The organism is Conexibacter sp. S30A1 (assembly GCF_023330665.1).
GTDB lineage: Bacteria > Actinomycetota > Thermoleophilia > Solirubrobacterales > Solirubrobacteraceae > Palsa-465.
Genome location: NZ_CP097127.1, coordinates 1,627,047 through 1,650,051, shown reverse-complemented (window position 1 = coordinate 1,650,051; position 23,005 = coordinate 1,627,047). Strand labels below are relative to the sequence as shown.

The 23,005-nt window shown below is 68.0% G+C and carries 23 protein-coding genes; 20 read left to right on the top strand and 3 right to left on the bottom strand.

All coding sequences use genetic code 11. The features are described from left to right. The first annotated feature begins 235 nt into the window (after positions 1-235). Entirely contained in the window at positions 236-634 is a 399-nt protein-coding gene (locus M3M54_RS08195) for a hypothetical protein (RefSeq protein WP_249021669.1), read from the top strand. A gap of 31 nt (positions 635-665) precedes the next feature. On the opposite strand, the gene M3M54_RS08190 is transcribed toward M3M54_RS08195, so the two are convergent. Beyond that, positions 666-1,379 carry a hypothetical protein gene (locus tag M3M54_RS08190; protein WP_249021668.1) on the bottom strand — a complete coding sequence of 238 codons (714 nt, stop codon included), beginning with the start codon at positions 1,377-1,379 and terminating at the stop codon, positions 666-668. A 93-nt stretch (positions 1,380-1,472) separates the two neighbouring features. Between M3M54_RS08190 and tilS the strand changes: the two genes are divergently transcribed. The 8 genes from tilS to M3M54_RS08150 all read left to right on the top strand — a co-directional run bounded on the left by tilS (position 1,473) and on the right by M3M54_RS08150 (position 8,218). Beyond that, positions 1,473-2,465 carry a tRNA lysidine(34) synthetase TilS gene (tilS, locus tag M3M54_RS08185; RefSeq protein WP_249021667.1) on the top strand — a complete coding sequence of 331 codons (993 nt, stop codon included), beginning with the start codon at positions 1,473-1,475 and terminating at the stop codon, positions 2,463-2,465. Then, positions 2,462-2,992 carry a hypoxanthine phosphoribosyltransferase gene (gene hpt, locus M3M54_RS08180; protein ID WP_249021666.1) on the top strand — a complete coding sequence of 177 codons (531 nt, stop codon included), beginning with the start codon at positions 2,462-2,464 and terminating at the stop codon, positions 2,990-2,992. The genes tilS and hpt overlap by 4 nt, the downstream gene beginning before the upstream one ends. 103 nt (positions 2,993-3,095) lie before the next feature. Then, the gene (gene ftsH, locus M3M54_RS08175; RefSeq protein ID WP_249021665.1) at positions 3,096-5,030 is read left to right on the top strand and encodes an ATP-dependent zinc metalloprotease FtsH; all 1,935 of its coding nucleotides are present in this window, start codon (positions 3,096-3,098) and stop codon (positions 5,028-5,030) included. Between the two features lie 80 nt (positions 5,031-5,110). After that, the gene (locus M3M54_RS08170) at positions 5,111-5,476 is read left to right on the top strand and encodes a hypothetical protein (RefSeq protein WP_249021664.1); all 366 of its coding nucleotides are present in this window, start codon (positions 5,111-5,113) and stop codon (positions 5,474-5,476) included. Between the two features lie 9 nt (positions 5,477-5,485). Then, positions 5,486-6,373 (top strand): dihydropteroate synthase, encoded by an 888-nt coding sequence (gene folP, locus M3M54_RS08165; RefSeq protein WP_249021663.1) that lies wholly within the window; start codon positions 5,486-5,488, stop codon positions 6,371-6,373. A gap of 16 nt (positions 6,374-6,389) precedes the next feature. Further along, complete coding sequence (gene folB / locus M3M54_RS08160; RefSeq protein WP_249021662.1) at positions 6,390-6,908, top strand: dihydroneopterin aldolase; 519 nt, start codon at positions 6,390-6,392, stop codon at positions 6,906-6,908. Next, the gene (gene folK / locus M3M54_RS08155) at positions 6,893-7,408 is read left to right on the top strand and encodes a 2-amino-4-hydroxy-6-hydroxymethyldihydropteridine diphosphokinase (protein WP_249021661.1); all 516 of its coding nucleotides are present in this window, start codon (positions 6,893-6,895) and stop codon (positions 7,406-7,408) included. Before folB ends, folK begins: the two co-directional genes overlap by 16 nt. A 9-nt stretch (positions 7,409-7,417) precedes the next feature. Then, on the top strand, positions 7,418-8,218 hold the full coding sequence (locus M3M54_RS08150) for a type III pantothenate kinase (protein ID WP_249021660.1): 801 nt from the start codon (positions 7,418-7,420) through the stop codon (positions 8,216-8,218). Here the strand turns inward: M3M54_RS08150 and M3M54_RS08145 are convergent, their stop codons facing one another. Next, a complete protein-coding gene (locus tag M3M54_RS08145) occupies positions 8,219-9,343 on the bottom strand; it encodes an amidohydrolase family protein (RefSeq protein ID WP_249021659.1) in 1,125 nt (374 codons plus the stop codon). Between the two features lie 14 nt (positions 9,344-9,357). Here M3M54_RS08145 and M3M54_RS08140 point away from each other — a divergent pair, with 14 nt between their 5' ends. Further along, positions 9,358-10,389: a tRNA-dihydrouridine synthase gene (locus M3M54_RS08140; RefSeq protein ID WP_249021658.1), complete on the top strand. Its 1,032-nt coding sequence runs from the start codon at positions 9,358-9,360 to the stop codon at positions 10,387-10,389. Here M3M54_RS08140 and M3M54_RS08135 read toward each other — a convergent pair. After that, a complete protein-coding gene (locus tag M3M54_RS08135) occupies positions 10,359-11,558 on the bottom strand; it encodes a hypothetical protein (protein WP_249021657.1) in 1,200 nt (399 codons plus the stop codon). The genes M3M54_RS08140 and M3M54_RS08135 overlap by 31 nt on opposite strands. Before the next feature lie 221 nt (positions 11,559-11,779). On the opposite strand from M3M54_RS08135, the gene greA reads away from it, so the two are divergent. From greA to M3M54_RS08085, 10 genes are all read left to right on the top strand, one after another. After that, positions 11,780-12,253 carry a transcription elongation factor GreA gene (gene greA / locus M3M54_RS08130; protein WP_249021656.1) on the top strand — a complete coding sequence of 158 codons (474 nt, stop codon included), beginning with the start codon at positions 11,780-11,782 and terminating at the stop codon, positions 12,251-12,253. Between the two features lie 13 nt (positions 12,254-12,266). Further along, positions 12,267-13,748 carry a lysine--tRNA ligase gene (gene lysS, locus M3M54_RS08125; RefSeq protein ID WP_249021655.1) on the top strand — a complete coding sequence of 494 codons (1,482 nt, stop codon included), beginning with the start codon at positions 12,267-12,269 and terminating at the stop codon, positions 13,746-13,748. 128 nt (positions 13,749-13,876) lie between these two features. Continuing rightward, positions 13,877-15,781, top strand: coding sequence for an acyltransferase family protein (locus M3M54_RS08120; protein WP_249021654.1), 1,905 nt, complete (start codon positions 13,877-13,879; stop codon positions 15,779-15,781). Positions 15,782-15,927: 146 nt separating this feature from the next. Next, the gene (locus tag M3M54_RS08115; RefSeq protein WP_249021653.1) at positions 15,928-16,431 is read left to right on the top strand and encodes a TadE/TadG family type IV pilus assembly protein; all 504 of its coding nucleotides are present in this window, start codon (positions 15,928-15,930) and stop codon (positions 16,429-16,431) included. An 87-nt stretch (positions 16,432-16,518) separates the two neighbouring features. Next, positions 16,519-17,217: a Flp pilus assembly protein CpaB gene (gene cpaB, locus M3M54_RS08110; protein WP_249021652.1), complete on the top strand. Its 699-nt coding sequence runs from the start codon at positions 16,519-16,521 to the stop codon at positions 17,215-17,217. A gap of 5 nt (positions 17,218-17,222) precedes the next feature. Beyond that, positions 17,223-18,485, top strand: coding sequence for an AAA family ATPase (locus M3M54_RS08105; protein ID WP_249021651.1), 1,263 nt, complete (start codon positions 17,223-17,225; stop codon positions 18,483-18,485). A gap of 10 nt (positions 18,486-18,495) precedes the next feature. Continuing rightward, a complete protein-coding gene (locus M3M54_RS08100) occupies positions 18,496-19,914 on the top strand; it encodes a CpaF family protein (RefSeq protein ID WP_249021650.1) in 1,419 nt (472 codons plus the stop codon). Then, entirely contained in the window at positions 19,911-20,867 is a 957-nt protein-coding gene (locus M3M54_RS08095) for a type II secretion system F family protein (RefSeq protein ID WP_249021649.1), read from the top strand. Before M3M54_RS08100 ends, M3M54_RS08095 begins: the two co-directional genes overlap by 4 nt. A 2-nt stretch (positions 20,868-20,869) precedes the next feature. Next, positions 20,870-21,805, top strand: coding sequence for a type II secretion system F family protein (locus M3M54_RS08090; protein ID WP_249021648.1), 936 nt, complete (start codon positions 20,870-20,872; stop codon positions 21,803-21,805). A 249-nt stretch (positions 21,806-22,054) separates the two neighbouring features. Continuing rightward, the gene (locus M3M54_RS08085) at positions 22,055-22,945 is read left to right on the top strand and encodes a L,D-transpeptidase family protein (RefSeq protein WP_249021647.1); all 891 of its coding nucleotides are present in this window, start codon (positions 22,055-22,057) and stop codon (positions 22,943-22,945) included. Positions 22,946-23,005: the final 60 nt, after the last annotated feature.

Sequence of the window (23,005 nt, the reverse complement as noted above, 5' to 3'; positions counted from 1 at the left end):
GGGGCCGAAGCCGCCGGCACCGCCGGGGCCGGGGCCGCCCGGTCCGCCGCCACGCCGGCAGCGGCAGCCGCTGTGTCCACGGGGCCCTTCTACGTCTTGTTCAAAGTAACTATCGCCTCGCATCGCATGTCCTTTCGTGTATATCGCGATACATTAGCGATATATCGTAACAGCTCGGCTGGTGAACAGACCGGGGCCATACGAGATGCGGCTTGCGTGGCAGTAAGATCAGCGTATGAACGGTGACCACGACGGATTCCGAGTCAGGCTCACGCAGCAGGGGGAGCAGGCGCTCGGACGGCTCGCGCAGGACCTCCTCAAGAGCCCGGTTGTGAGCGGCACGCTGACCACGGCCTTTGACGTGCGCGAACGCGCGGGCCGTGCACAGGAGCTCGCGATGAGCGCGCTGAACCTGCCGTCCGCCTCGGACCTCGAACGACTGACGCGGCGCCTGCGCTCCGTTTCCCAGCGGCTCGAGGGCGTTGAGGAAGGGCTGCAGGGCCTCTCCGACCGGCTCGACCAGCCGCGCGAGGACTCCGCGCTTGAGGCCCGGCTGGCGAAGCTCGAGAAGCGTCTGGCCTCGCTCGACCGCACGCTCGCAAAGCTCGATAAGAAGCTCGACGCAGCGGCCTGAGACCGGCCCGCCCGGGGTCGGGCCGGGCGCGTTAACTCGGCCCGAGCGCCGCGACCGCCAGCTCGCCAACCCGCAACTCGGCGGCGTGCAGCGCCTGCGCATCGATGTAGGCGTGGCTGCCGACCAGGTTCGATACGAGCAGCAAACAGCCCGCCTGTGCGCCGGCCCGCGCGGCCACCGTGAAGATCGCCGCCGCCTCCATCTCGACGGCCAGCGCCCCGGCCCTCCGCCAGCGCTCGAGGTAGGGCTCGGCACCATAGAAGAGGTCGCTTGACACGGTCGCTCCGGTGACCGCGGGCGGATCGGCCGCCTGACCGGCGGCGAGCAGCGCCGCCGGCAGCCGCGCACCGACCGCGCGCACGCTCGCCATGCGCTCATGCCCGCCGAGCGCCGTGCTGGTGCCGTCGTCAGCCAGCGCCTCGGTCACGACGATCAGCTGGCCGAGCGCGAGCCCGTCCCGCAGCCCGCCGCAGGTACCGACGCGCACGAGCCGTTGCGCCCCGAGCTCGATCAGTTCGGTTACCACGATCGCCGCGCTGGGTCCGCCCATCCCAGTGCTCTGGATGCTCAGCGCCAGCCCATCGGCGGCAACGCCCGTGTATCCCCACAGACCGCGGTGGTGGTTGAGCATCAGCGGCGCGTCGAGCAGCGCCTGGGCAAGGCGCAGCGCCCGCCCCGGGTCACCCGGCAAAAGCACGCGCTCGGCCAGCTCGGCGGTCTGATGGATATGCACGAGGTCACGCACTCGCGCGCGAGCCTAGACGGTCGCACCGCCGCCGTGCCAATAGACTCGCCGCGTGTCGGCGAGTGCGCGTGTTACACGACCGGGGTGGCGTGAGTGAGCGTCGTCGACGCGATCCGCGAGCGCGTCGCCGCCACGGGGCTGCTGGTGCCCTCAGGGCCGGTCGTGGTCATGCTCTCGGGTGGTCGTGACTCGACCTGCCTGCTGGATCTCGTCGTATCCATCGTTGGGCGCTCGGACGTACGCGCGATGCACGTCAACTATGGCCTGCGCGCCGGTGCCGATGCGGACGAGCGCCACTGCCAGGCGCTCTGCGATGCGCTCGGTGTGGAGCTCTCCGTCAGCCGTGCTTCGGATCTGCGTCCCCGCGCAGGCAATCTGCAGGCCTGGGCGCGCGAGCTGCGCTACGAGGCCGCCGCCGCGCTCGCCGCTGCTCACGCGGCGGACATCGCGGCCGGCCACACCGCCACCGACCAGGTCGAGACGATCCTCTACCGCCTGGCGTCCTCTCCGAGCAGGCGTGCGTTGCTCGGCATGCGCGCGCGCGAGGGGATCCTGATCCGGCCGCTGTTGGAGCTCAGTCGCGAACAGACCGGTGCCTACTGCCGGGAGCGCGGCCTGAGCTGGCGCGATGATGAGAGCAACGCCACCGGCGCCTACGCGCGCGGGCGCGTGCGACACCAGCTCGTCCCGATCCTGCGCGAGATCCACCCCGCCGCCGAGGCAAACATCCTGCTTTTGGCCCAGCGCCTGCGCGACGAGGCGGAGGTGCTCGACGCGCTCGTGGCCCGCGAGCTGGGGGACACACAACAGATCGAGCTCTCACGGTTGCGGGCGCTGCCGGTAGCCATCGCCCGTCTGGTGGTGGCGCGGCTTGCTGACGGCGTCCACGGCCGCCCCGTCCCCGGGCCGAGCAGCCGACTGCAGGACATTCTGGCGATGCGTGATGCGGGTACGACGCACCTGGACCTGCCGGGCGGGGTGCGCGCCACCGCGATCGACGGTCAACTGAGCTTTGCGCCCACACCAGCGGGGGCCGCGCGTGGCGACGCCTCGAGCGGCTTCGACACCTACACTGAGCGGCCGTGACAGAGCAACCGCACCTGGGCGAGGTCGTGGTCGCCGCCGACGACCTCGAGCGCCGTGTGCGTGAGCTCGCCGAGGCCGTCTCGGCCGACTACGAGGGCAAGGATCTGCTGCTGATCGGCGTGCTCAAGGGCGCCGTGTTCTTCCTCGCCGACCTGATGCGCTCGCTGCGGATCGACTGCGAGGTCGACTTCATGGCGATCTCCTCATACGGCTCGTCGACCAAATCCTCGGGTGTCGTTCGCATCCTCAAGGATCTCGACGCCGCGATCGAGGGCCGCCACGTCCTGATCGTCGAGGACATCATCGACTCCGGCCTGACGCTCCAGTACCTTTTGCGCAACCTCGCGGGGCGCGGCCCCGCCTCACTCGAGGTCTGCGCGCTGCTGCTCAAGCCCTCGAGCAGCCAGGCGCAGCTCGCACCGCGCTACGTGGGGTTCGAGATCCCTGACAGGTTCGTCGTCGGGTATGGCCTGGACCACGCCGAGCGCTACCGCGCGCTGCCCTACGTGGCCGTGCTGGAGGCGTAGCGCCCGCGTCAGGCCCGCCAAAGCGTGATGCTACGCTTGAGCCTCCCCGCCTGAGAGCTGCACGAGAGTCGGTTGGCGGCAGACAGGAATGAGGCCTAAGACCATGAGCCGTTTCTTCAAGAGCGCCGCCTTCCCGATTCTGATCGTTGTGGTGCTCGCTTTCTTCGCGTCGCAGCTGGTCGGCAACACGACGACCAAGCAGGTGCCGACCTTCGGGCAGACGCTCAAGCTGATCACCGAGCGCAATGTGACCAGCGTCAACCTCGATCAGCGTGACAACAGCATGACCGTGGTCACGACCGAGGGGCTCAAGTACACGACCGGCTACCCCAACAACTACGTCTCGACGATCATCAATGATGTCGAGCGCTACGAGGGTGGTGCCGCCCTGCAGGTGCAGGACACCGCCACCAGCGGCTGGCTGTCGCTGCTCACCTACCTGTTGCCGTTCGTGATCTTCATCGGCTTCTGGCTGTTTTTGATGAATCAGGTCCAGGGTGGCGGATCCAAGGTGATGTCCTTTGGCAAGTCACGCGCAAAGCGCATGTCGGTCGACTCACCGAAGATCACCTTCCGCGACGTGGCCGGAGTGGATGAGGCGGTCGAGGAGCTGCACGAGATCAAGGAGTTCCTCGAGAACCCCAAGAAGTTCCAGGCTCTGGGCGCACGGATCCCCAAGGGCGTGCTGCTCTACGGCCCGCCTGGCACCGGCAAGACCCTGCTCGCCCGGGCCGTGGCCGGCGAGGCAGGGGTGCCCTTCTTCTCAATCTCTGGCTCTGACTTCGTCGAGATGTTCGTTGGCGTCGGTGCCTCGCGCGTGCGTGACCTCTTCGAGCAGGCCAAACAGAACTCTCCCTGCATCATCTTCATGGACGAGATCGACGCCGTCGGCCGCCATCGCGGCGCCGGTCTGGGCGGCGGTCACGACGAGCGCGAGCAGACGCTCAACCAGCTGCTGGTCGAGATGGACGGCTTTGAGATGAAGGACAACATCATCCTGATCGCCGCCACCAACAGGCCCGACATTCTCGACCCCGCACTGCTGCGTCCGGGGCGCTTCGACCGTCAAATCGTCGTCGACAGGCCCGACCGTGCCGGCCGCAAGAAGATCCTTGAGGTGCACACGCGCGGTAAGCCGTTGGCACGTGAGATCGACATCGACGCCCTCGCCGGCCAGACCCCGGGCTTCACCGGCGCCGACCTGGCGAACTTGGTCAACGAGGCCGCCCTGCTCGCAGCGCGAAGCGGCAAGCGCGAGGTCACGCAGCTCGAGCTCGAAGAGGGCATCATGCGCGTGATCGCCGGCCCGGAGAAGAAGACTCGCGTGATGGGCGAGAAGGAGCGCCGGATCACCGCCTTCCACGAGATGGGGCACGCGATCGTCGGACACTACCTGCCCAACAGCGATCCGATCCACAAGATCTCGGTGATCTCTCGCGGCCAGGCGCTCGGCTACACGATCTCGCTGCCCGGTGAGGACAAGTTCCTGACCACCCGCGCCGAGCTGCTTGACACGATGGCGATGACGCTCGGCGGCCGGGCCGCGGAGGAGCTCGTGTTCGGTGAGATCACCACCGGCGCCTCCAACGACCTCGAGAAGGTCACCGCGACCGCCAAGCAGATGGTGATGCGCTTCGGTATGTCTGAGAAGCTGGGTCCACGCGTGTTCGGACACGATCACGGCCAGCCGTTCCTCGGCCGCGAGTTCAGCACCGAGCCGGACTACTCCGATGAGATCGCGCGTGAGATCGACCTCGAGATCCGCCGCATCGTCGAGTCCGCCCACACGGTGGCGCGCGGCATCCTCAACGACCACCGCGAGTCGCTCGACCGGATCTCCGAGATCCTGCTCAAGCGCGAGACGATCGAGCGCGACCAGTTCGTCGCACTGCTCGGCGGCGACTCAGAGGAGCAGGTGTTCGGCTCCGAAGCGCCGCCGCCACCGCAGCTGCCGATGCCGCCAGCGGCCCCGGAGCGCAGCGGTGAGGCGCCCAAGCTCTTCCCGCGGCCAGGTTACGCGGGCGGCGCCGCCGACTGAGCGAGGGGCAGCTCCCGTGCCGCCTGGGCGGACGACGCTGATCCGGCGCGCGGTCTGGCCGGTGGCGGTAAGGTGAAACCATGCAACCCGGCTCGCTGCTCAGCATCGTCACGCCGCGCAAGACCGCTCGGCCCGGTGCGTTTGTGCTGCTGATCCGCTGGGGGTTGCCGGCGCTGTTTGTGATCTTCGGGCTCGTGATGCTGGTGATGGCTCACTTTCACCTCACCGGCGTGCAGGACAACGCTGCCGAGGCGAACGTGTTTGTCACCACGAAGCTGTCGCGCGACTCGATGCTCTCGACGATCGGTGTGGCGTCGATCGTGGTCGCGATGATGGTCGCGCTGCTCAACTGGATGCTGCGACTGAACGCCGACGAGGCTGATGACCGTGCTCAGGAGGACAACGCACGCGAGCACTTCCGTCGCACCGGCCGCTGGCCTGACTGAACCAGGCAGATGGTCTTGGGTTCGATGCCGGTGGCCGGCGAACAGGCCGGATCGCAGCTGCAGGGGAGCGGGCGTGACGGGGGCAGGCACCGCGCATTCACGTTGATGGGGGTCGTGAACGTGACGCCCGACTCCTTCAGCGACGGCGGGGAGTACTTCGATCCGGCTGCGGCTGTCGCCCACGGGCTCGAACTCGCGGCGCAGGGCGCCGGCATCCTTGACGTCGGTGGGGAGTCGACGCGGCCTGGCGCCGATCCGGTGGAGGCCGAGGAGGAGGCCAGGCGCGTGGTGCCGGTGATCGAAGCGCTCGTCGCCGCAGGCGCGACCGCGCAGATCTCAGTCGACACGATGAAGGCCAGCGTGGCCCGGCGGGCGCTTGCGGCGGGAGCGCACCTGGTCAACGATGTCACGGCGCTGCGAGCGGCGCCCGAGTTGGCCGAGATCGTTGGCGCCGCGGGCGCTGACCTGTGCCTCATGCACATGCGCCACATGCCGGGCCAGCCGCCTCAGGCGGCCCGCTACACCGACATCGTCTCCGAGGTGAAGAGCTTTCTGGAGGAGCGCTTGGCGTTCGCCGTCGCTCACGGCGTCGCGGAGGAGCGGGTCATCCTCGATCCCGGCTTTGGCGGCGGCAGCTTTGGCAAGAGCACGGCCGAGAACCTCGACCTGCTGCGGCGGCTGCCAGAGCTGGTCGCGATCGGCCGGCCGCTGCTGGTGGGTACCAGCCGCAAAGGCTTTCTGGGTGAGATCACCGGCCGGGCGGTGTCCGAGCGACTGGCGGCGACGATCGCCAGCAACGTGATCGCCTTCACCGGGGGTGCGAGCATCTTTCGGGTGCATGATGTGGCGGCCCATCACGACGCGCTGCAGACGACGGCCGCGACGCTTGCCGGGTAGAGTCGAGGCCTCAGAGATGAGCAGCGAAGACGACACCGACCCGCTCGAGTCCGAACCTGCGCCCGGCGCTGAGCCGGATGGCACCGAACCCGACGACCTTGCCGTGGAGGAGGAGCTGGTCGGTGAGGAGGACGAGTTCGATGAGGACGAGGAAGACGACGACGGCCACCCGGAGCCCGAGGTCACGATCGAGATCAGCGGCCTCTCGCTCTACACACACATGGGCGTGAGCGCCGCCGAGCGCGAGGTTGGTCAGCGCCTGGTCGTGGATCTGCGCCTTGATGTTGCCGACTGCGATGCGACCGTCACCGACCGGATCGAGGACACGGTCGATTACGGCGAGGTCTGCCAGCTGGTCTGGCTCACCGCTCAGCAGCGCGAGTACCGCACGCTCGAGCGCTTCTGCGCCGCCGTGGCCGAGCGGTTGATCGAGCGATACGAGATCTACTCGGTCTGGGTCAAAGCCTCCAAGCCAGAGCCGCCGATCGCGCTCAGCATCGGCGAGGTTTCCGTTGAGGTGTGGCGGGAGGCGTGACTGCGCTCGGGATGCTCGGGCTCGGGTCAAACCTGGGCGATCGCCGGGCGCACCTGCAGGCGGCCGTCGATGCTCTGGGTCAGCACGGGGTGCGTGTGCTACGCAGCTCACACACCTATGACACCGAGCCGGTCGGGCTGATCCTCGACCAGCCCGAGTTCCTGAACGCGTGCGTCGAGATCGAGACCGAACAGGGACCGGAGGAGCTGCTCGACAGCTGCAAGGCGGTTGAGGGTGAGGTCGGCCGCGCAGCGGGCGGCCCCCGCCATGGTCCGCGCGTGATCGACGTTGACCTGCTGCTGCTCGGCGGGCTGGAGTACAGCTCGCCGCGGTTGAGGCTGCCGCACGAGCAGGTCTCCACAAGACGCTTCGTGCTCGTGCCGCTGCTCGAGCTCGAGCCCGACCTGCGCCTGCCCGGCGGCGAGCTCCTGGCCGACTCGCTGGCCGCGCTCGGGGGTGCCCAGCAGGTCACGGTCGCGGGCCCCCCGCTGGCCATATAGTCAGGCGCCATGAGTGATCCTGGGCCAGAGCCCGAGCTGTTGCTGGTGGTTGACGTCGGCAACACCCAGACCCACGTTGGCGCCTTCGCCTCGGGTGACCAGACGCTCGCGGCGGACTGGCGCTTTGCCACCAGGCGCGCGGCCACCGCTGACGAGCTGGCGGTGCTGCTCGCGGGACTGTTCGCGCTGCGCGGCCACACGCTCACCCAGGCCGTGGCGTCGATCGTTTCCTCGACCGTGCCACGGCTTCAGGAGCAGTGGCGGTTGCTGGGCCGGCGCCACCTCGGCCACGACACGATGGTCGTGGGTCCGGCGCTGCGGACCGGCATGCCGATCCGCACCGAGAACCCGCACGAGGTGGGTGCTGACCGCCTTGTCAACGCGGTCGCCGCTCACGCTCGGTTCGGCTCGGCCTGTGTTGTCGTCGACTTCGGCACCGCGATCACCTACGACGTCGTCTCCGACGACGGGGAGTACCTCGGCGGCGTGATCACGCCGGGCATCGAGATCTCGCTCGAGGCCCTGTCAGAGCGCGCCGCCAAGCTCCCCAATGTGGAGCTGGGGGAGCCCCGGACGGTGATCGGCCGCTCCACCTCGGAGGCGATCCGCAGCGGCATCGCGTTCGGGTTCGCCGGTCAGGTCGAGGGCATCGTGCGGCGTCTGCGCGCGGAACTCGGGGAGCACACGCGCGTGATCGCGACCGGCGGCTTCTCGACCGTCATGTACCCGCTGATCCGGGACGCGATCGACGAGGTGGACGAGTTCCTGACGCTCACCGGGCTGCGACTGATCTGGGAGCTCAACCGCTGATCAGTCGCCGTGGGGCACCGGTACGTCCGGTGACATGGCGGCCGCCGCGGCCAGCTGCAGAATCGCTCGGCTGGTGCGGTCGGCGGGTGTGTTCGCGCGCAGCTCGGCGTGCCGGTCCAGCAGCGCCCTGATGGCGTAGAACACGGGCAGGTCGTCGACATCGTCGGGCACATCGCAGGCCAGGCGCGCAAGCGCAATCATCTCGCTGCCGTCGCCCGTGCGGAACTCGAGCAGGGCACCAACCTGCAGGTAGCCTGCGACACGGTCAAGCAGCAGGTGGCTCGCGCGTTCGCGCTCCCCGATCGCCGGACCGCTGACCGCCAGCGGCTCGCCTCGTGCGATGCGCAGCGCCTGGCCGGAGGCGAGAAGCGCCACCTGCTGGGGCGTGAGTCCGGCCTGCAATGCCAGCCGCAGTTGGGCTGCGGCCGACACTGCGGTCGCGCCGTAGGGGGCGTCGGAGGCGAAGACGATCTGGGCGGCGGGGACCAGCGAGAAGAGCGCAACCAGATCCTGAGAGACCCACCAGGCCGTGTCGATCAGGACGTTGGGCAGATCCGCGATCACCCGCCACAGCCACGCCAGGTCAGACACGGCCGCGTGGGCGAGAATCACGCGTGCGTTGGGGTAGCGGCTGGCGTTTGCGACCACGTGCTCACCCAGCGCCGGAATGCCCCGGCCGGCGTGGATCAGAATCGGCACGGTGCGCTCGTGCGCAAGCGCGAACAGGCGCGGTATGTCAGGGTGATCGAGCGTGAAACGCTCGGCCCGTGGGTGCAGCTTGATCCCCCGGGCCCCTCGGGTGAGGGCGCGCTCGGCTTCGCCGAGCGCGCCCTCACCCGGCTTGACCCGGCAGAACGGCACGAGCAGCCCGTCCGACTGCGCGGCGGTGGCGATCACAAAGTCGTTGGCGGGCGGGTAGCCGTCCGGCTCGTGCATCGGAAAGACGAAGCAGCCGCACGCCCGTGCGGCGCGCAGCTGGGCCAGCAGCTCGGCCGGGCTCTGCCGCATGCCGTCAGGATCGTTCTGGCCAAGATGCGTGTGCGCATCGAAGATCTCGATCCCCGGCACCTGTCCGCGGATCACCTCGAGCCAGGGTGCCGTCAAAGCCTCCAGGTCCAGCGCCACAGGTGATTCCTACCATGAACGCCGTGAACATGAGTTCCGACCCGCCGCGCTCGCTGAACGAGCCCTGGCAGCTGGGCGGCCTGACCGTCCCCAACCGCGTGATCCTGGCGCCGCTGGCCGGGATCGGCAACTGGTTCGTGCGCCTGCAGGCAAAGCGCTACGGCGCCGGCCTGACGTTCTCAGAGATGGTCTCAAGCCATGCCGTCCACCACGGCAACGCGCGCACCTGCCGCGAGCTCTTGCGCATCCATCCCGACGAGCACCCGGTCGCCGTGCAGCTGTTCGGCGCCGATCCCGACGTGATGGCGTCGGCGGCCGAGCGGGCGGCCGCGGCCGGGGCGGACCTGATCGACATCAACATGGGCTGCCCAGTCCCGAAGGTTTGCAAGACCGGCGCCGGCGCGGCGCTGCTGGAGGACCCGGACCGCGCTGTACGCGTCGCGCTGGCGGCCGCCAGGGGCAGCGGGCTGCCGGTCACCGTCAAGCTGCGCACCGGGATCAGGCCCGGCGACGGCAAGGGTGTCGCCGTGGCCCGCGACCTCGCCGAGCGCGGCGGGGTCGCGGGGCTCTCGATCCATCCCCGGCACGCTTCGCAGCGTCACGGTGGTCGACCCGATTATGAGCTGTTCGCCGCGCTGGTCGCTGAGCTGCCGGTGCCGGTGCTGCTTTCCGGCGGGCTGCGCACGGCCCAGCTGGCCCGCGAGGCGTTCGCGCAGACCGGCGCGGATGCGATCCTGCTGGCGCGCGGCTCACTGGGGAACCCATGGGTGTTTGCGCAGCTCACCGGCCGCCGCGAGAGCGAGCCGACGCGGGCGGAGATCCTCACGGAGATCGACTGGGTGCTCGACGCCGCCGTGGAGCACCTCGGGGAGGAGCGCGCGAACCGTTACCTGCGCAAGTTCCACCCCTGGTACGTGGAGCGGCTCGGTGGCACGCGACACGAACAGGCGCGGTTGCAGGCGGCTCTCCAGCAGGCTTCGAGCGTGGCCCGCGCGCGTGAGCTCTTCGCCGCCGCTCAGGCGCCGGAGCCTTCGCTGGCTGCGTAGCCGAGGGTGGGTGATGGTCCGGATGTGGCGAACGCGAGGCGTCCCAGCCAGGCGATCGTGGCCAGCGCAAACACGCTGTAGGTCGCTGCCTGAGCGGCGTCGCCGAGACTGTGCAGGAAGCCGTAGGGAGGGACGATGATCAGGCTCGCCGCCACGCAGAGCCAGGTGAGCGTTGGGAAGCCCGGTGGATCCTCCAGCACCGTCACGGCCAGCATGAAGGGGGCCATGTAATAGACGTTGTCCCAGGGGTCGAGGGCACAGCGCACCAGTAGCACGACCGCCAACGCCGCTAGCGCTTGACGGACCGCCGGCCGGGCGCTGCGGCCATGCACACGCAGCCACCACCAGGCACCGCTCAGCAGCCAGGCGACCAGCACCAGCAGGATGTGTGCCTCGCGAACGAACCAGGAGGATGGCCCGAGCCACCAGAGCAGCTGGGTGGGCTCGAAGACCCCGTAGGCCTGGTCCCCGAGGGTACCGCCCATTGAAGCCCCCGAACTCAGCCGCAGTGCGGTGACGGGGAGCATCACCGCACCTGCAACCAGTACCAGGGTCGTAAAACCGGAGAGCCGCCGGTCGGCGGGCATCAGGGCGAGCACGAGCGGCACGGCGACGAGTGCCCAGGACTTGTTGATCACCGCGAGGGCGAGGAACAGGCCGGCGGCGCGGCTCGACCCGCGGCAGGCGAGCAGCACCGACGCTACGCACAGCACTCCCCCCAGCGCATCCTCCGGGTGGCCGCCGACGATCGTCATCAGCGCCGGGGGCGTCAGCATGAACAGATCGACCGGCCGTACGCCCCGCCTCGGGCTGGCCGCCGCCGGATCGTTGCTGGCCGCCGCCGGATCGGTGCTAGCCCCGCCGGCGATGTAGCCTGCCAGAACACTCGGGGCGAGCATGCACGGAATCGCCGTCGCGATGTACACCCCGCGTGCGGAGGCCCCCAACGCGCCCGCCAGCAGCGCGAACGGTGCCCGCAGCAGCAGCGAGCCGATGTAGGGAGGGCCGGAACGCAGAAAGCCCAGGAAGTGGCCCTGCAACAGCAGCCGGTAAGCCGGCCAGGCCTCGCGGTAGAAGTCGTTGCGCGGGTGCAGGTCGATCGCGTAGATCAGCAACACGGTCGCAAGCAGCGACAGACAGGCACCGAAGATCAGCGCGGGCGCGTGCATCGATCGGAGACGGCGTGGCTGCGGGCCCGCCGTGGCGACACTTACCGACATCTCCGGCCGGTATCGGCAGTAATCTGTCGCGGCTGAAGCTGCTCGGAAGCGTGCGCGCGCCCGGAGCGCCGCTCGCCATGCGTCTATACTGGCGCGCCCACGGACACGATCACGCGTCATGCGTCCGATCCGCCAACCCGCGTTCTGCGCCCAAGCCAACCCATAAGCACATGCCCAAGGACGTCATTCTCACACCTGAAGGACTCGCCAGCCTGAGAGCTGAGCTCGAGCACATGTCCACCGTGCGCCGGCGCGAGGTTGCGGCTCGTATCAAGGATGCTCGCGAGTTCGGTGACATATCCGAGAACGCTGAGTACGACGATGCCAAGAACGAGCAGGCGATGCTCGAGGCGCGCATCGCGGTGCTCGAGGAGAAGCTGCGGTCGGCAACCGTGATCGATGCCTCCGAGCTCGACAACGAGGTCGTCAGGGTCGGTACCACGGTCCATGTCGTTGACGGTGACGGCGCGGAGCACCGCTACACGATCGTCGGATCGGCCGAGGCCAAGCCCGCCCAGATGAAGCTCTCCAACGAGTCGCCCGTGGGCAAGGCGCTGCTCGGGCGCCGCGCCGGCGACACCGTGTCGGTGACCACGCCGCGCGGCGAGCGCCAGCTCAAGATCGCAAAGATCGAAGTGGCCTGAGCCTGGGCGCGACGTGGCCGACGACGGGCGCCATCCTGCGCACCAGGGCGAGGATCCACCTGATGTCTTTACGGCTCGACGCCAGAAGCTTGCGGCTCTGCGTGAGGCTGGGGTCGAGCCCTTTCCGTACGGTTTCAGCAGGGTTGAGCCGATCGACACGGTACGTGCCGCACACGTGAACCTGGAGGTTGGCGAGGAGACGGACCGCGCTCACCGCGTCGCGGGCCGTCTGGCGGCGAGACGCGGTCAGGGTGGGATGGCGTTCCTTGACCTGGTCGACCGCTCCGGTTCGCTGCAGCTGCAGGCTCGCGTCGACGAGCTGGGCGTCGAACGGATGCGACTGCTCCTGGAGCTGGACCTGGGCGATCTGATCGGTGTCGACGGAATGGCGCTGCGCTCCCGTCGCGGCGAGCTGACGCTCCGGATCACGAACTTCGAGCTGCTCGCCAAGTCGCTGCGGCCGCCGCCCGACAAGCACCACGGGCTCACCGACACCGAGACCCGTCTGCGTCACCGCGAGGCCGACCTGCTCGCCAACGAGAACACCAGAGCCGTCTTCATCACCCGGGCGCGGATGGTCACGGCGATCCGCCGCTACCTTGACGCGGAGGGGTTCATCGAGGTCGAGACGCCGATTCTCCAGCCGCTCTACGGGGGGGCGGCCGCGCGACCGTTCATCACCCACCACAACGCGCTTGACCGAGACCTGTATCTACGGATCGCGCCCGAACTCTATCTCAAACGCCTGCTGGTCGGTGGCCTGGAGCGCGTCTATGAGATCGGCCGTCTTTTCCGCAACGAGGGCCTCTCGCCCAAGCACAACCCCGAGTTCACCTCGATCGAATACTACGAGGCATACGCCGACTACCTCGACGTGGCTGACCGCCTGGAGGCCCTCCTGCGCCAGGTCACAGCGGAGATCGGCTACGACGGACCGCTGGATTTCCAGCGCCCATGGCACCGGGAGACGCTCGCCGGGGCGATCCGGCAGCGCACGGGCGTGGACATCCGTGCAAGCCGTGAGCGCGACGAGCTGGCAGCGGCCATGCGCGCCGCCGGCCTGCAGGTTCCCGAGACGGACAGTTGGCCGCAGTTGGTCGATGAGCTCGTCTCAAAGCATGTCGAGCCGACACTGATCCAGCCGACGCTCCTGTTCGATTATCCGATCGAGATCTCGCCACTGGCCAAGCGCCACCGCAGCGAGGAGGGCCTGGTCGAGCGGTTTGAGGCGTTCATGGCCGGAATGGAGATCGCCAACGCGTTCACCGAGCTCAACGATCCCGACGACCAGCGCCGGCGGTTTGAGCAGCAGCGGGCACTGGCAGCGGGCGGCGACGAGGAGGCGCAACCCTACGACGAGGCCTATATCGAAGCCCTGGAATACGGGATGCCGCCCGCGGGCGGGATCGGTTTCGGCATCGACCGGCTGGCGATGATCCTGACCGGGCAGCGCACGATCCGCGAGGTCGTGCTGTTCCCGGCGATGCGCGACTGACGCGCCGGACGCAGCAGCGCGCGGTGTGCTCCGGCGAGTTGGGTGAGTACGCGAACCGGGAATCGCGCTGAGGGCATCTACGGTTTGCCGCAGGGTTCAGGCCGCGGCAGACGAACGACACACGCGAGATGGACTCGGCCAGCTCCGCACGCGAACAATCCCATGGTTCACGGTCAGACGGCCGACGGCTGCCATATCAGCCCGGGCTCGACGGCCTGCGGGCGCTGGCCGTCAGCGGTGTGTTTCTCTATCACGCCGGCGTCTCCTGGATGCCGGGCGGCTTCCTCGGCGTCGATCTCTTCTTTGCGCTCAGCGGCTATCTGATCACCTCGCTGCTGCTGCGTGAGTTCGCGGCCGACGGGACGATCGCGCTGCGGGCCTTCTGGGCACGGCGGGCGCGCCGCCTGTTCCCAGCGGTGGCCGTCGTGATCGCGTTTGCGCTCTTGGCGACGCTCACGATCGCGCGCGACGACCTCAGCCGCACCCGCGCCGATGCGATCAGCGCGATCGTCTACCTCACCAACTGGCACGAGGTCATCGCCAACCACTCCTACTTCAATCAGTTCGGACGCCCCTCATTGCTCCAGAATCTGTGGTCGCTCGCGGTCGAGGAGCAGTTCTACCTGGTCTGGCCGCCGCTGCTGCTGCTGGGGTTGCGGCGCTTGCATCCGCGCAGCGTCTGGTCGCTCACGGCGGTGTTGGCGCTGGTCTCTGTCCTGTTGATGGCGGTTCTCTACAACCCCAACGGCGACCCGTCGCGCGTCTACTACGGAACCGACACCCGTGCCTTCACGTTGCTGATCGGCGCGCTGCTGGCATTCGCGCTACCTGGTATCCGCCGGGCGCTTGCTGCCCGCCGCATCGGCCCGGTCCAGACCGACTCCGTCGGGCTGATCGCGCTTGTCGGGGTGCTGATCCTGTTTGTGAGCATCCACGACTATCAGCCCTGGCTGTACCGGGGTGGCTTTCTGGTGATGGCGCTGATCGGGGCGGTCCTGATCGGCAGCGTGGTCATGCCCGGCTCTCGGCTTGGTCACGCGCTCGGCTGGGAACCGTTGCGCTGGCTGGGCGTGCGCTCCTACGGCATCTACCTCTGGCACTGGCCGATCATGCAGCTGACCAGGCCCGGTGTCGATGTATCGCTCCCTGGCCCGGTGCTCGTGCTGCTGCAGGCCACCGGCACGGTCGCCGTCGCGGCGCTCTCCTACCGCTATGTCGAGACGCCGATCCGCTCTGGTCGCGCGCAGCTCAGGCTGCGGGCCTTCCTTGACCGTCACACGCCGCACCAGCGCCTGGCCTGGGTGACGAGCGCCGCCGCGCTGCTCGCGGCACTTGTGGCCGCTGGGTTCGGTCTGCCAGCCCCCGCCACGGCGCTTGCGCACCAGCGAACAGCGACGCCGCAGGCGCTCATCCCGATCGCTCCAGGCAGAGGCGCCGTTCGCGGTCTGCCACGACCTGGCCCGAGCGGCCCGGGCGGTGCTGACCACCCACCTCCCTCAAAGCCAGAGCGTTCACGGCGGCCGCCAGGCTTCCACGGCGAGGTGCTGGCGGCCGGGGACTCGGTGATGCTCGGCGCCGCCGCCAACCTGGAGGCGCTGATCGGACGGAGGCTGCGTGTGGACGCGGTGGTCGGACGCCAGGCCGAGGCGACGATCGCCCGACTGGCCCAGTACCGGGCCGCGGGCCGGCTGCCGCGTGAGGTGATCGTGCAGATCGGCGACAACGGTCCGGTCTGGTACAGCGACATGCAGAACCTGCGCCGGGTGTTGCGAGGCGTTCCCGTGGTGGTGATCGTCAACGTGCGGCTGGCCCGCAGCTGGCAGGGTGAGGTCGACCATCAGCTTGCCCAGTACGTGCGGACCTGGCCGCAGGCTGTCTTGGCCAACTGGTTTGCCCACAGCACGCGGGCGATGTTGGTGGACGGCGTGCACCCACAGGTGTGGGCGCGCGCGGTTTATGCCCGCGTGGTCTACGACGCGCTCAAGCGCGCACAGCGCCGGGCGCGGACAGCAGGTCGGCATGGCTCTGTTTGACCGCTCGAGGGGGGGAGGATCGGCGTCGGAGAGAAGCCAGCGGGCGACACAGGCGGCGCGGCCGTTGGCCGGTTGGTGAGTTAGGGAGCCAAAGCTAAAGGGCTGTGCTTGCAGCTGCCGATACAGTGGGCACCGTGTGGAAGTGTATGCGCTGGCTCAGAGGCAGGATCCCGGGCGAAGGCGGCCAAGCGCTGGTCGAGTTTGCCTTCGTGCTACCGCTGTTGCTGCTGTTCCTCTTCGCGATCATCGACTTTGGCCTGGCGCTGAACCAGCAGAACTCTGACACCAACATCGCCAACATCGCGGTGCGGGAGGCGGCTGTGATCGGCACCACGACGAGCGTCATGTGCGGCACGCAGCCCGAGACCACGCTCCAGCTGTGGGCAACCTGCGAGTCCCAGCGCATCGGCGGACCGAACCTGACCAGCGTCTGCGTGGGTGACATTGCCACCAGCACCTCGCCCGCCAGCAGCACCTACACGACCGGAGACCCGATCGAGGTCAAGGTCACGTCCACGTTCAGCTGGCTGAAGCTCGTCAGTGAAGCGTCCGGAGGCCTCTCCTCGACGATCGGATCCAGCGCGACGATGCGCATGGAGGGGTCGCTGACCGGCACCAATCCATTCCTGACCCCGACCTGTACCAGTTGACCGGAACCGCGAGGGCCGGCTGTCCACAGTCAAGTTTGGCGATGCTCACGCCGATAGCAGACACGAAACCTACTGGAGCCTGTACAAATGGAAGCCCATCGTCACTTTGGTAAGTTCCCGCCCCGTGGTCGCGCACAGGCGCTCGCCGGTCGCAGGAACGCGCTGCTGGTAGCGGCTGTCTCGGCCCTGCTGGCCGCCGCCCTGATCTACCTCTTCGTCGCCAACTACAGCAAGCGCACGGTGGTGCAGGTCGGACCGCCGCAGACCGCCGTCTGGGTGGCCAAGCAGAACATTCCCCAGGGCACTCCAGAGGCCGCGATTGCGGGTGAGGGCTATTTCAAGCGCGTGGAGGTACCAACCGCACGGGTGGTGCCGGGAGCGATCGTCGATCCCTCGCAGATCATCGGTGAAGCCGCGACCAGTGACATCGTCGCGGGACAGCAGATCACGACTGCCGATTTCACGCGCAGCACGGCGCTGCTGCCGGGTATGCTGCGCGGCGACGAACGGGCTGTTGCCTTCGCGTTCTCGAGCCAGCAGGGGCTCACCAGCTACCTAGCGCCGGGCGACACCGTGGACATCATGTTGCTGCTCGGTAAGAGGTCTGAGATGCTCGTCCAAGACGTGCCCGTGTTGGCCAACGCAAGCGGCGTCGTGGTACTGCGGCTGAGCGACCGCCAAGCGCTGATCGTCACGGCTGCGACCGGCCAGGGCAGCCTGTGGCTGGCATTGCGACCGTCGATCGGCGCCGCCGACTCGGTGAAACTCTACTCGGTTGGGAGCTGACAGACATGGCGCGCCCCATCACAGCGGCTGTTGCACACGACGAGACCGTGGCCCTCCGACTGGTCGGTGAACACATTCCGGAGGACTCGAGCGTCGTGCTGACGGAGCACTTTGAGAGCTTCGACCTGAACGCCGATGCGATCCTGCGGATGGATGTTGATTTGCTCCTCGTGGCCTGCCGCGAGGGCTCGGCCGAGGCGCTGAGGCTGGTGTCGCTGTGGCACACGGTGCGCCCCAACACACCGGTGGTGGTGCTATCGCACGGCAGCGACCAGGAGTTTGTTCAGGAAGCCTTTGCGGCCGGGGCAGACGACTTCATGGTGTTGCACCCCGGTCCCTACATTCCCGAACAGGTGAGCCGTGACGTGGAGTTCACGATCCGCAAGGCCGTGACGCGGACGCGCACCGCGGCCGACCAGGGGCCTGATGCGGGCACGCTGATCGCTGTGCTCGGTTCCAAGGGCGGCGTCGGCAAGACCGTTGCGGCCACCAACCTTGGTGCGGCGCTGGCAAGTCGCGGTCGTAAGACGGTGCTGATCGACCTGGACCTGCAGTTCGGCGACGTCGCGCTGGCGCTCGGCCTGCGTCCCGATACGACGCTGTTCGATCTGGCCGTCTCGGGTGGCAGCCTCGACGCCGACAAGCTTGAGGACTTCATGCTGCGCCACCCGAGTGGCCTGCGAGTGCTGGCGGCGCCCGCAAGGCCGGACCAGGCCGTCTCGGTGACGGCGCAGATGATGTCCACCATCTACGCGGTGCTGCGCCAGGAGTTTGACTTCATCGTCGTCGACACGCCGCCAGCCTTCACCGCCGAGGTGATCGCAACCGTCGATGTGGCCGACTGGATCTGCATGGTCGCCATGTTTGACGCGCTGTCGCTCAAGAACACCAGACTTGGACTGGACACGCTCGAGCTGATGGGCCATCCCAGTGAGCGGGTGCGCGTGGTGCTCAACCGAGCCGGCACAAACGTCGGGATCTCCGATGCGGAGGCCGTTGAGATCCTGGGACGTACGCCCGATGTGCTCGTGCCCAGCGACCGTGAGATCCCTGTGTCGATCAACGATGGTGTCCCGATCGCCCTTTCGGGCAGCCGGTCGCACGCCGCGGGGGCGATCAGGTCGCTGGCGGAGATGTTCCTCAGCGATCTGAAGGCCGAACCGGCCGAGCCCAAACCGTCGGTGCCGCGCAGCCGTGCCTCTGGGCGCCGGCCGTTTCGGCGCAAGGCGAGTGTGAAGACGGCCCCCGAGCTGGCCCGCGGCCGCTGAGGTGAGTGAGATGGAACTGCGCGAGCGCCTCGCTGGGATGCCAACATCGGGACCGACCGACTCGGCGGCGTCTGATTCGTTCGTCGAGCTCAAGGACCGGATCCACACGGCGATCATCTCCGAGCTTGGACCCCGGCTGTACAACGAGGCGCTGTCCCAGAAGGCGCTGCGTGAGGTGGTGCTGGCTGATGTCCGCCAGCGACTGGGCCAGGAGCGCGGCTTGGCGACCGCAGACCGTGAGCGCCTGGTGCAGGAGATCGCCAACGACACCCTGGGTCACGGCCCGATAGAGCCGCTTTTGCAGGACGACACCGTCACGGAGGTCATGGTCAACGGGCCCTCGGACGTCTGGGTCGAGCGCTCCGGCCGGATTGAGAAGACCGGGGTGCGCTTCACCGACGAGCATCACCTGCGGCGGATAATCAACAAGATCGTGGCGCAGGTCGGCCGCCGCGTCGACGAGTCCTCGCCAATGGTCGACGCGCGCCTGCCCGATGGAAGCCGGGTGAATGCGGTGCTGCCGCCGCTCTCGCTGACCGGCCCGCTGCTGACGATCCGCAAGTTCTCCAAGAATCGCTGGGATCTCGGGGATCTGGTCAGGATCGGCTCGCTGAGCGTCGCCGCACGCGAGTTCTTGGAGGCGGCGATCAGGGCGGAGCTTAACATCCTGATCGCTGGTGGCACGGGTTCCGGCAAGACGACGCTCTTGAACGCGCTCTCCTCGGCGATCCCCGACGATCAGCGGATCGTCACGATCGAGGACGCAGCCGAGCTACGCCTCAACCAGGCGCACGTGCTGCGCCTGGAGGCACGTCCCAAGAACGTAGAGGGCCAGGGCGAGGTGCCGATCCGCGAGCTGGTCCGCAACTCCCTGCGGATGCGTCCTGACCGGATCATCGTAGGTGAGGTCCGCGGCGCTGAGGCGCTCGACATGCTGCAGGCGATGAACACCGGCCACGACGGCTCGCTCAGCACCTGTCATGCCAACACGCCGCGCGACGCTGTGGCCAGGATAGAGAGCATGGTGCTGATGGCAGGCATCGACTTCCCGATGCGTGCTGTACGTCAGCAGCTCTCGCGCGCGCTCGACCTGATCGTGCAGATCGAACGCTTCAATGACGGCGGTCGTCGCATCACCAGCATCACCGAGGTGCAGCGCATGGAGGGTGAGACCGTGACGCTTCAGGACATCTTCGAGTACCGCATCGACAAGGAGAGCGGTGACGGCAAGGGTCAGCTCGTCTATTCTGGCCTGCGGCCCACGTGCGCCAAGTTCGAGCGCAACGGCGTGCGGCTGCCCGCATACATGGACCAGCACAGCTTCGGCGCTGAGCGCTCCGGAGCGGTTGCTTCGATGTCGGCCGAGCGGCCGCCGGCGACCGGCTTTGGCATCCGTCCCGCGCGCATCGAGAGGCGGGTTGCCAAGTGAGCGCTGACGCAGGTCTGGCAGCCGCCGCAGTCAGCGTTGTTGCCGGTGGGTTGCTTGGTGGAGCGGTGTTCGCGCTGGTTGGGCACCGCCAGACGGTCGCGCAGCGAGTTGGCGCGTACGTGACGCTGCGGCACGACGAGTCCGACTCTGAGCAGTCGCTGGTCGAGCGCGCGCTCGGCGACCGCAAGGCCCGCAAGCTCGCGCGCTCACCGCTGCTAACGCGCCTGCGCACCGAGATGGAGGTGGCTGAGATCGACATTGGGTTGGAGCAGCTACTGGGGTATGTGGTGGTGGCCATTCTGTTGGTAGGCGGTCTTCTGGTCCTAAAGACCCACAGCCCCGTGGCGGCCCTGCTGGCGCTCGTTGTGCCGGGAGCTGCGCTGATGGCGATCAGGATGCGCGCCGACCGTAAGCGGCGGATGTTCGCCGATCAGCTGCCGGACAACCTGCAGGTGATCGCCTCGGCTATGCGCTCCGGTCAGACCTTCGTCGGAGCGCTCAAGGCGGTGCTGGAGGACGCACCGGAGCCCTCGGCGCGGGAGCTGCGTCGGGCGGTGCTCGACGAGCAGCTCGGAATCCCCTTGGCCGATGCGCTCGCGCAGGTGACCGAACGCATGCGCAGCCAGGACTTCAAACACGTGGCGATCGTTGCCTCGCTTCAGCGCGAAACCGGCGGTAACACCGCCGAGGTGATTGAGTTGGTCGCCGAGACCGTGCGGCAGCGGATCGAGATACGGCGGCTCGTGCGTTCGCTGACCGCTCAGGGCCGCCTCTCGGGCGGCGTCCTCGCGGGTTTGCCGGTGGCGCTGCTGCTGTTCATCTCGTTGATCAACCCCGGTTACGTGCGTCCGCTCTACCACACCACCATGGGGCTGGTCGCCCTGGGCGTGAGTATGGGTCTGGTCGTTTGCGGCGGGTTCGTCATCCGCAAGATCATCAAGATCGAGGTGTGACCGTGTCCAGCTACATATATCTGGCACTGGGGGCAGGGTTCCTGGGAATCGCCGTGCTCGCGACGCTGGTGGCTACGCGGGAGCATCGCGGCTCGCCGGTCGAGCGGGTGCGGGCTGTGATCGACCACGGCCTGCAGGCCGGAGGTGACGGCTTGGGCGCCGACCTTACCGTCTATCTCGACAGGGAGGCTCATAGGAGCTTTCTGTCAGCTGCTGCGACATCGCTTGGGGGCCTCTTCTCCGGGCGCCTGACAACGATCCGAGAGGCGGCGATCCGCGACGAGCTGATGGCCGCCGGCATGTACACCGTATCTGCGCGCACCGTCATCGGCTACCGGGTGCTGAGCACCGTCGCCCTGCCGCTGCTTGCACTCCTGCTGGTCGGCCTCCACGGCATGCTCGACGTGCTGATCGTCGCCCTGGCAGTGTTCGCCGGCTGGGTTCTGCCGCTCACGTATGTCCAGCGTCGTGCGCGCCGGCGGATCGAGACGATCGATCGGGCCCTGCCCGACCTCGTTGATCTGGTGACGGTGATGATCGAGGCCGGGCTGTCCTTCCCACAGGCGCTCAGGCTCGCCTCGGGGCAGTTCGGGCCGCCGCTCGGCGATGAGCTCAAGCTGACGCTCCAGGAGCAGACGATGGGCCTCTCGATCGAGGAGGCGCTGACCCATATGGCCGAACGCGCCGACACGCCCGCTATGCGCTCGTTCGTGCGTACCATGGCGCAGGGGGAGCGGATGGGCATCTCACTGGGACAGATAATGCGCAACCTGGCGCACGAGATGCGCGCCCGTCGTCGCGCCAACGCCGAGGAGCGAGCCCAGAAGACTCCCGTCCTGATGCTCTTCCCGCTGGTTTTTCTGATCTTCCCGGCGCTCTTCATCGTTCTCATGACGCCGGCCGTGATCGGCCTCATCCACAACCTCGGCTCGCTCTGAGCAGTCTCCCGGCGCAAGCCGCTCAGCCCGCCTCTTGGTCGCATTCTCACGGCTCTTGGCTAATGTGAAGCCATGACCCGACGACGAGCCGCATTACTCAGTCTCGCGCTTCTCGCATGCACGTGCATTCTCGCTCCCGCAAGCGCCACCGCAGCCTCGCCCCAACGGTTGCGTGTCGTGGCTGTATATCCGGCCACGCGTGGGGCGATTGCAGGAGATGCTGCGTTCACCGTTCGGTTTTCGCAGCCGTTGGCGCGCAGCCAGCCGGTCGCGCCGACGCTGCTTCCCCGGCTCGCCGGGCGCTGGCGTCGAGTGGGCCCGCGCACGCTCAGATTTTTCGCGGCCAGTGGCTTTACGCCCGGCACCAAGGTGACCCTCACGGTGCCGAAGGGCCTGCGCGCGGCCGCCGGCGGTACGCTGTCTCACCCCGTGCTGGAGCGGTACGTGGTCGGCGAACCATCCACCGTGCGGCTCGTTCAGTTGCTCGCCACGCTCGGCTACCTGCCGGTCCATTTAGCCAGCGCGCAGAGTCCGCCGTCCGATGATCTCCGCGCGCAGATGCGGGCGCTTTACTCGCCGCCGCGCGGCAGGTTTGTCGTTGGCCGCGGCTGGCCGGTGTCGCTGCGCTCGTTGTGGACCGGACAACGGGCACTCGTGATTCGAGGCGCGGTCATGGACTTCCAGTCCCAGCGCGGACTCCCAATGACGGGCGTCTTGACTCCCGCATTGTGGAGCAGGCTCGTCTCCGCGCTCGTGCACCGTCAGTACAACCATGCTGGCTACACCTACGCGGTGGCGAGCGAAGCGAGTCCGGAGACCCTCACTCTGTACCACAACGGCGCGGTCGTGCTGCATACGCTCGCCAACACGGGTATCTCCGTGTCGCCGACCGCGCTCGGGACCTACCCGGTGTATGAGCGCCTGCGCAGTCAGGTGATGCAGGGGATCAATCCCAACGGCGTGCCGTACGCGGACCCCGTTCAGTTCGTCTCCTACTTCAACGGCGGCGACGCGGTTCACTACATGCCCAGGGCTTCCTACGGTTACCCGCAGAGCCTGGGCTGCGTCGAACTGCCCTACGCAGCAGCACAGCGCGCATGGCGTTACATCAGCTATGGGACGCTCGTCACGGTGATCTGACCTAATTCAGTGAGTAGGCCGTCGCTCGGCCGCGATGGGTCGCGCCGAGGGCGTCACGTT

Excerpts from the sequence above, each read along its gene's own strand:
- cpaB (WP_249021652.1), top strand. The coding sequence starts at position 16,519 with ATGGAAGCCCATCGTCACTTTGGTAAGTTCCCGCCCCGTGGTCGCGCA.
- folB (WP_249021662.1), top strand. The coding sequence starts at position 6,390 with ATGAGCAGCGAAGACGACACCGACCCGCTCGAGTCCGAACCTGCGCCC.
- M3M54_RS08140 (WP_249021658.1), top strand. The coding sequence starts at position 9,358 with ATGAACGCCGTGAACATGAGTTCCGACCCGCCGCGCTCGCTGAACGAG.
- M3M54_RS08100 (WP_249021650.1), top strand. The coding sequence starts at position 18,496 with ATGGAACTGCGCGAGCGCCTCGCTGGGATGCCAACATCGGGACCGACC.
- M3M54_RS08150 (WP_249021660.1), top strand. The coding sequence starts at position 7,418 with ATGAGTGATCCTGGGCCAGAGCCCGAGCTGTTGCTGGTGGTTGACGTC.
- folP (WP_249021663.1), top strand. The coding sequence starts at position 5,486 with ATGGTCTTGGGTTCGATGCCGGTGGCCGGCGAACAGGCCGGATCGCAG.
- M3M54_RS08170 (WP_249021664.1), top strand. The coding sequence starts at position 5,111 with ATGCAACCCGGCTCGCTGCTCAGCATCGTCACGCCGCGCAAGACCGCT.
- greA (WP_249021656.1), top strand. The coding sequence starts at position 11,780 with ATGCCCAAGGACGTCATTCTCACACCTGAAGGACTCGCCAGCCTGAGA.
- M3M54_RS08120 (WP_249021654.1), top strand. The coding sequence starts at position 13,877 with ATGGACTCGGCCAGCTCCGCACGCGAACAATCCCATGGTTCACGGTCA.
- M3M54_RS08115 (WP_249021653.1), top strand. The coding sequence starts at position 15,928 with ATGCGCTGGCTCAGAGGCAGGATCCCGGGCGAAGGCGGCCAAGCGCTG.
- M3M54_RS08105 (WP_249021651.1), top strand. The coding sequence starts at position 17,223 with ATGGCGCGCCCCATCACAGCGGCTGTTGCACACGACGAGACCGTGGCC.
- ftsH (WP_249021665.1), top strand. The coding sequence starts at position 3,096 with ATGAGCCGTTTCTTCAAGAGCGCCGCCTTCCCGATTCTGATCGTTGTG.
- M3M54_RS08195 (WP_249021669.1), top strand. The coding sequence starts at position 236 with ATGAACGGTGACCACGACGGATTCCGAGTCAGGCTCACGCAGCAGGGG.
- M3M54_RS08135 (WP_249021657.1), bottom strand. The coding sequence starts at position 11,558 with ATGCACGCGCCCGCGCTGATCTTCGGTGCCTGTCTGTCGCTGCTTGCG.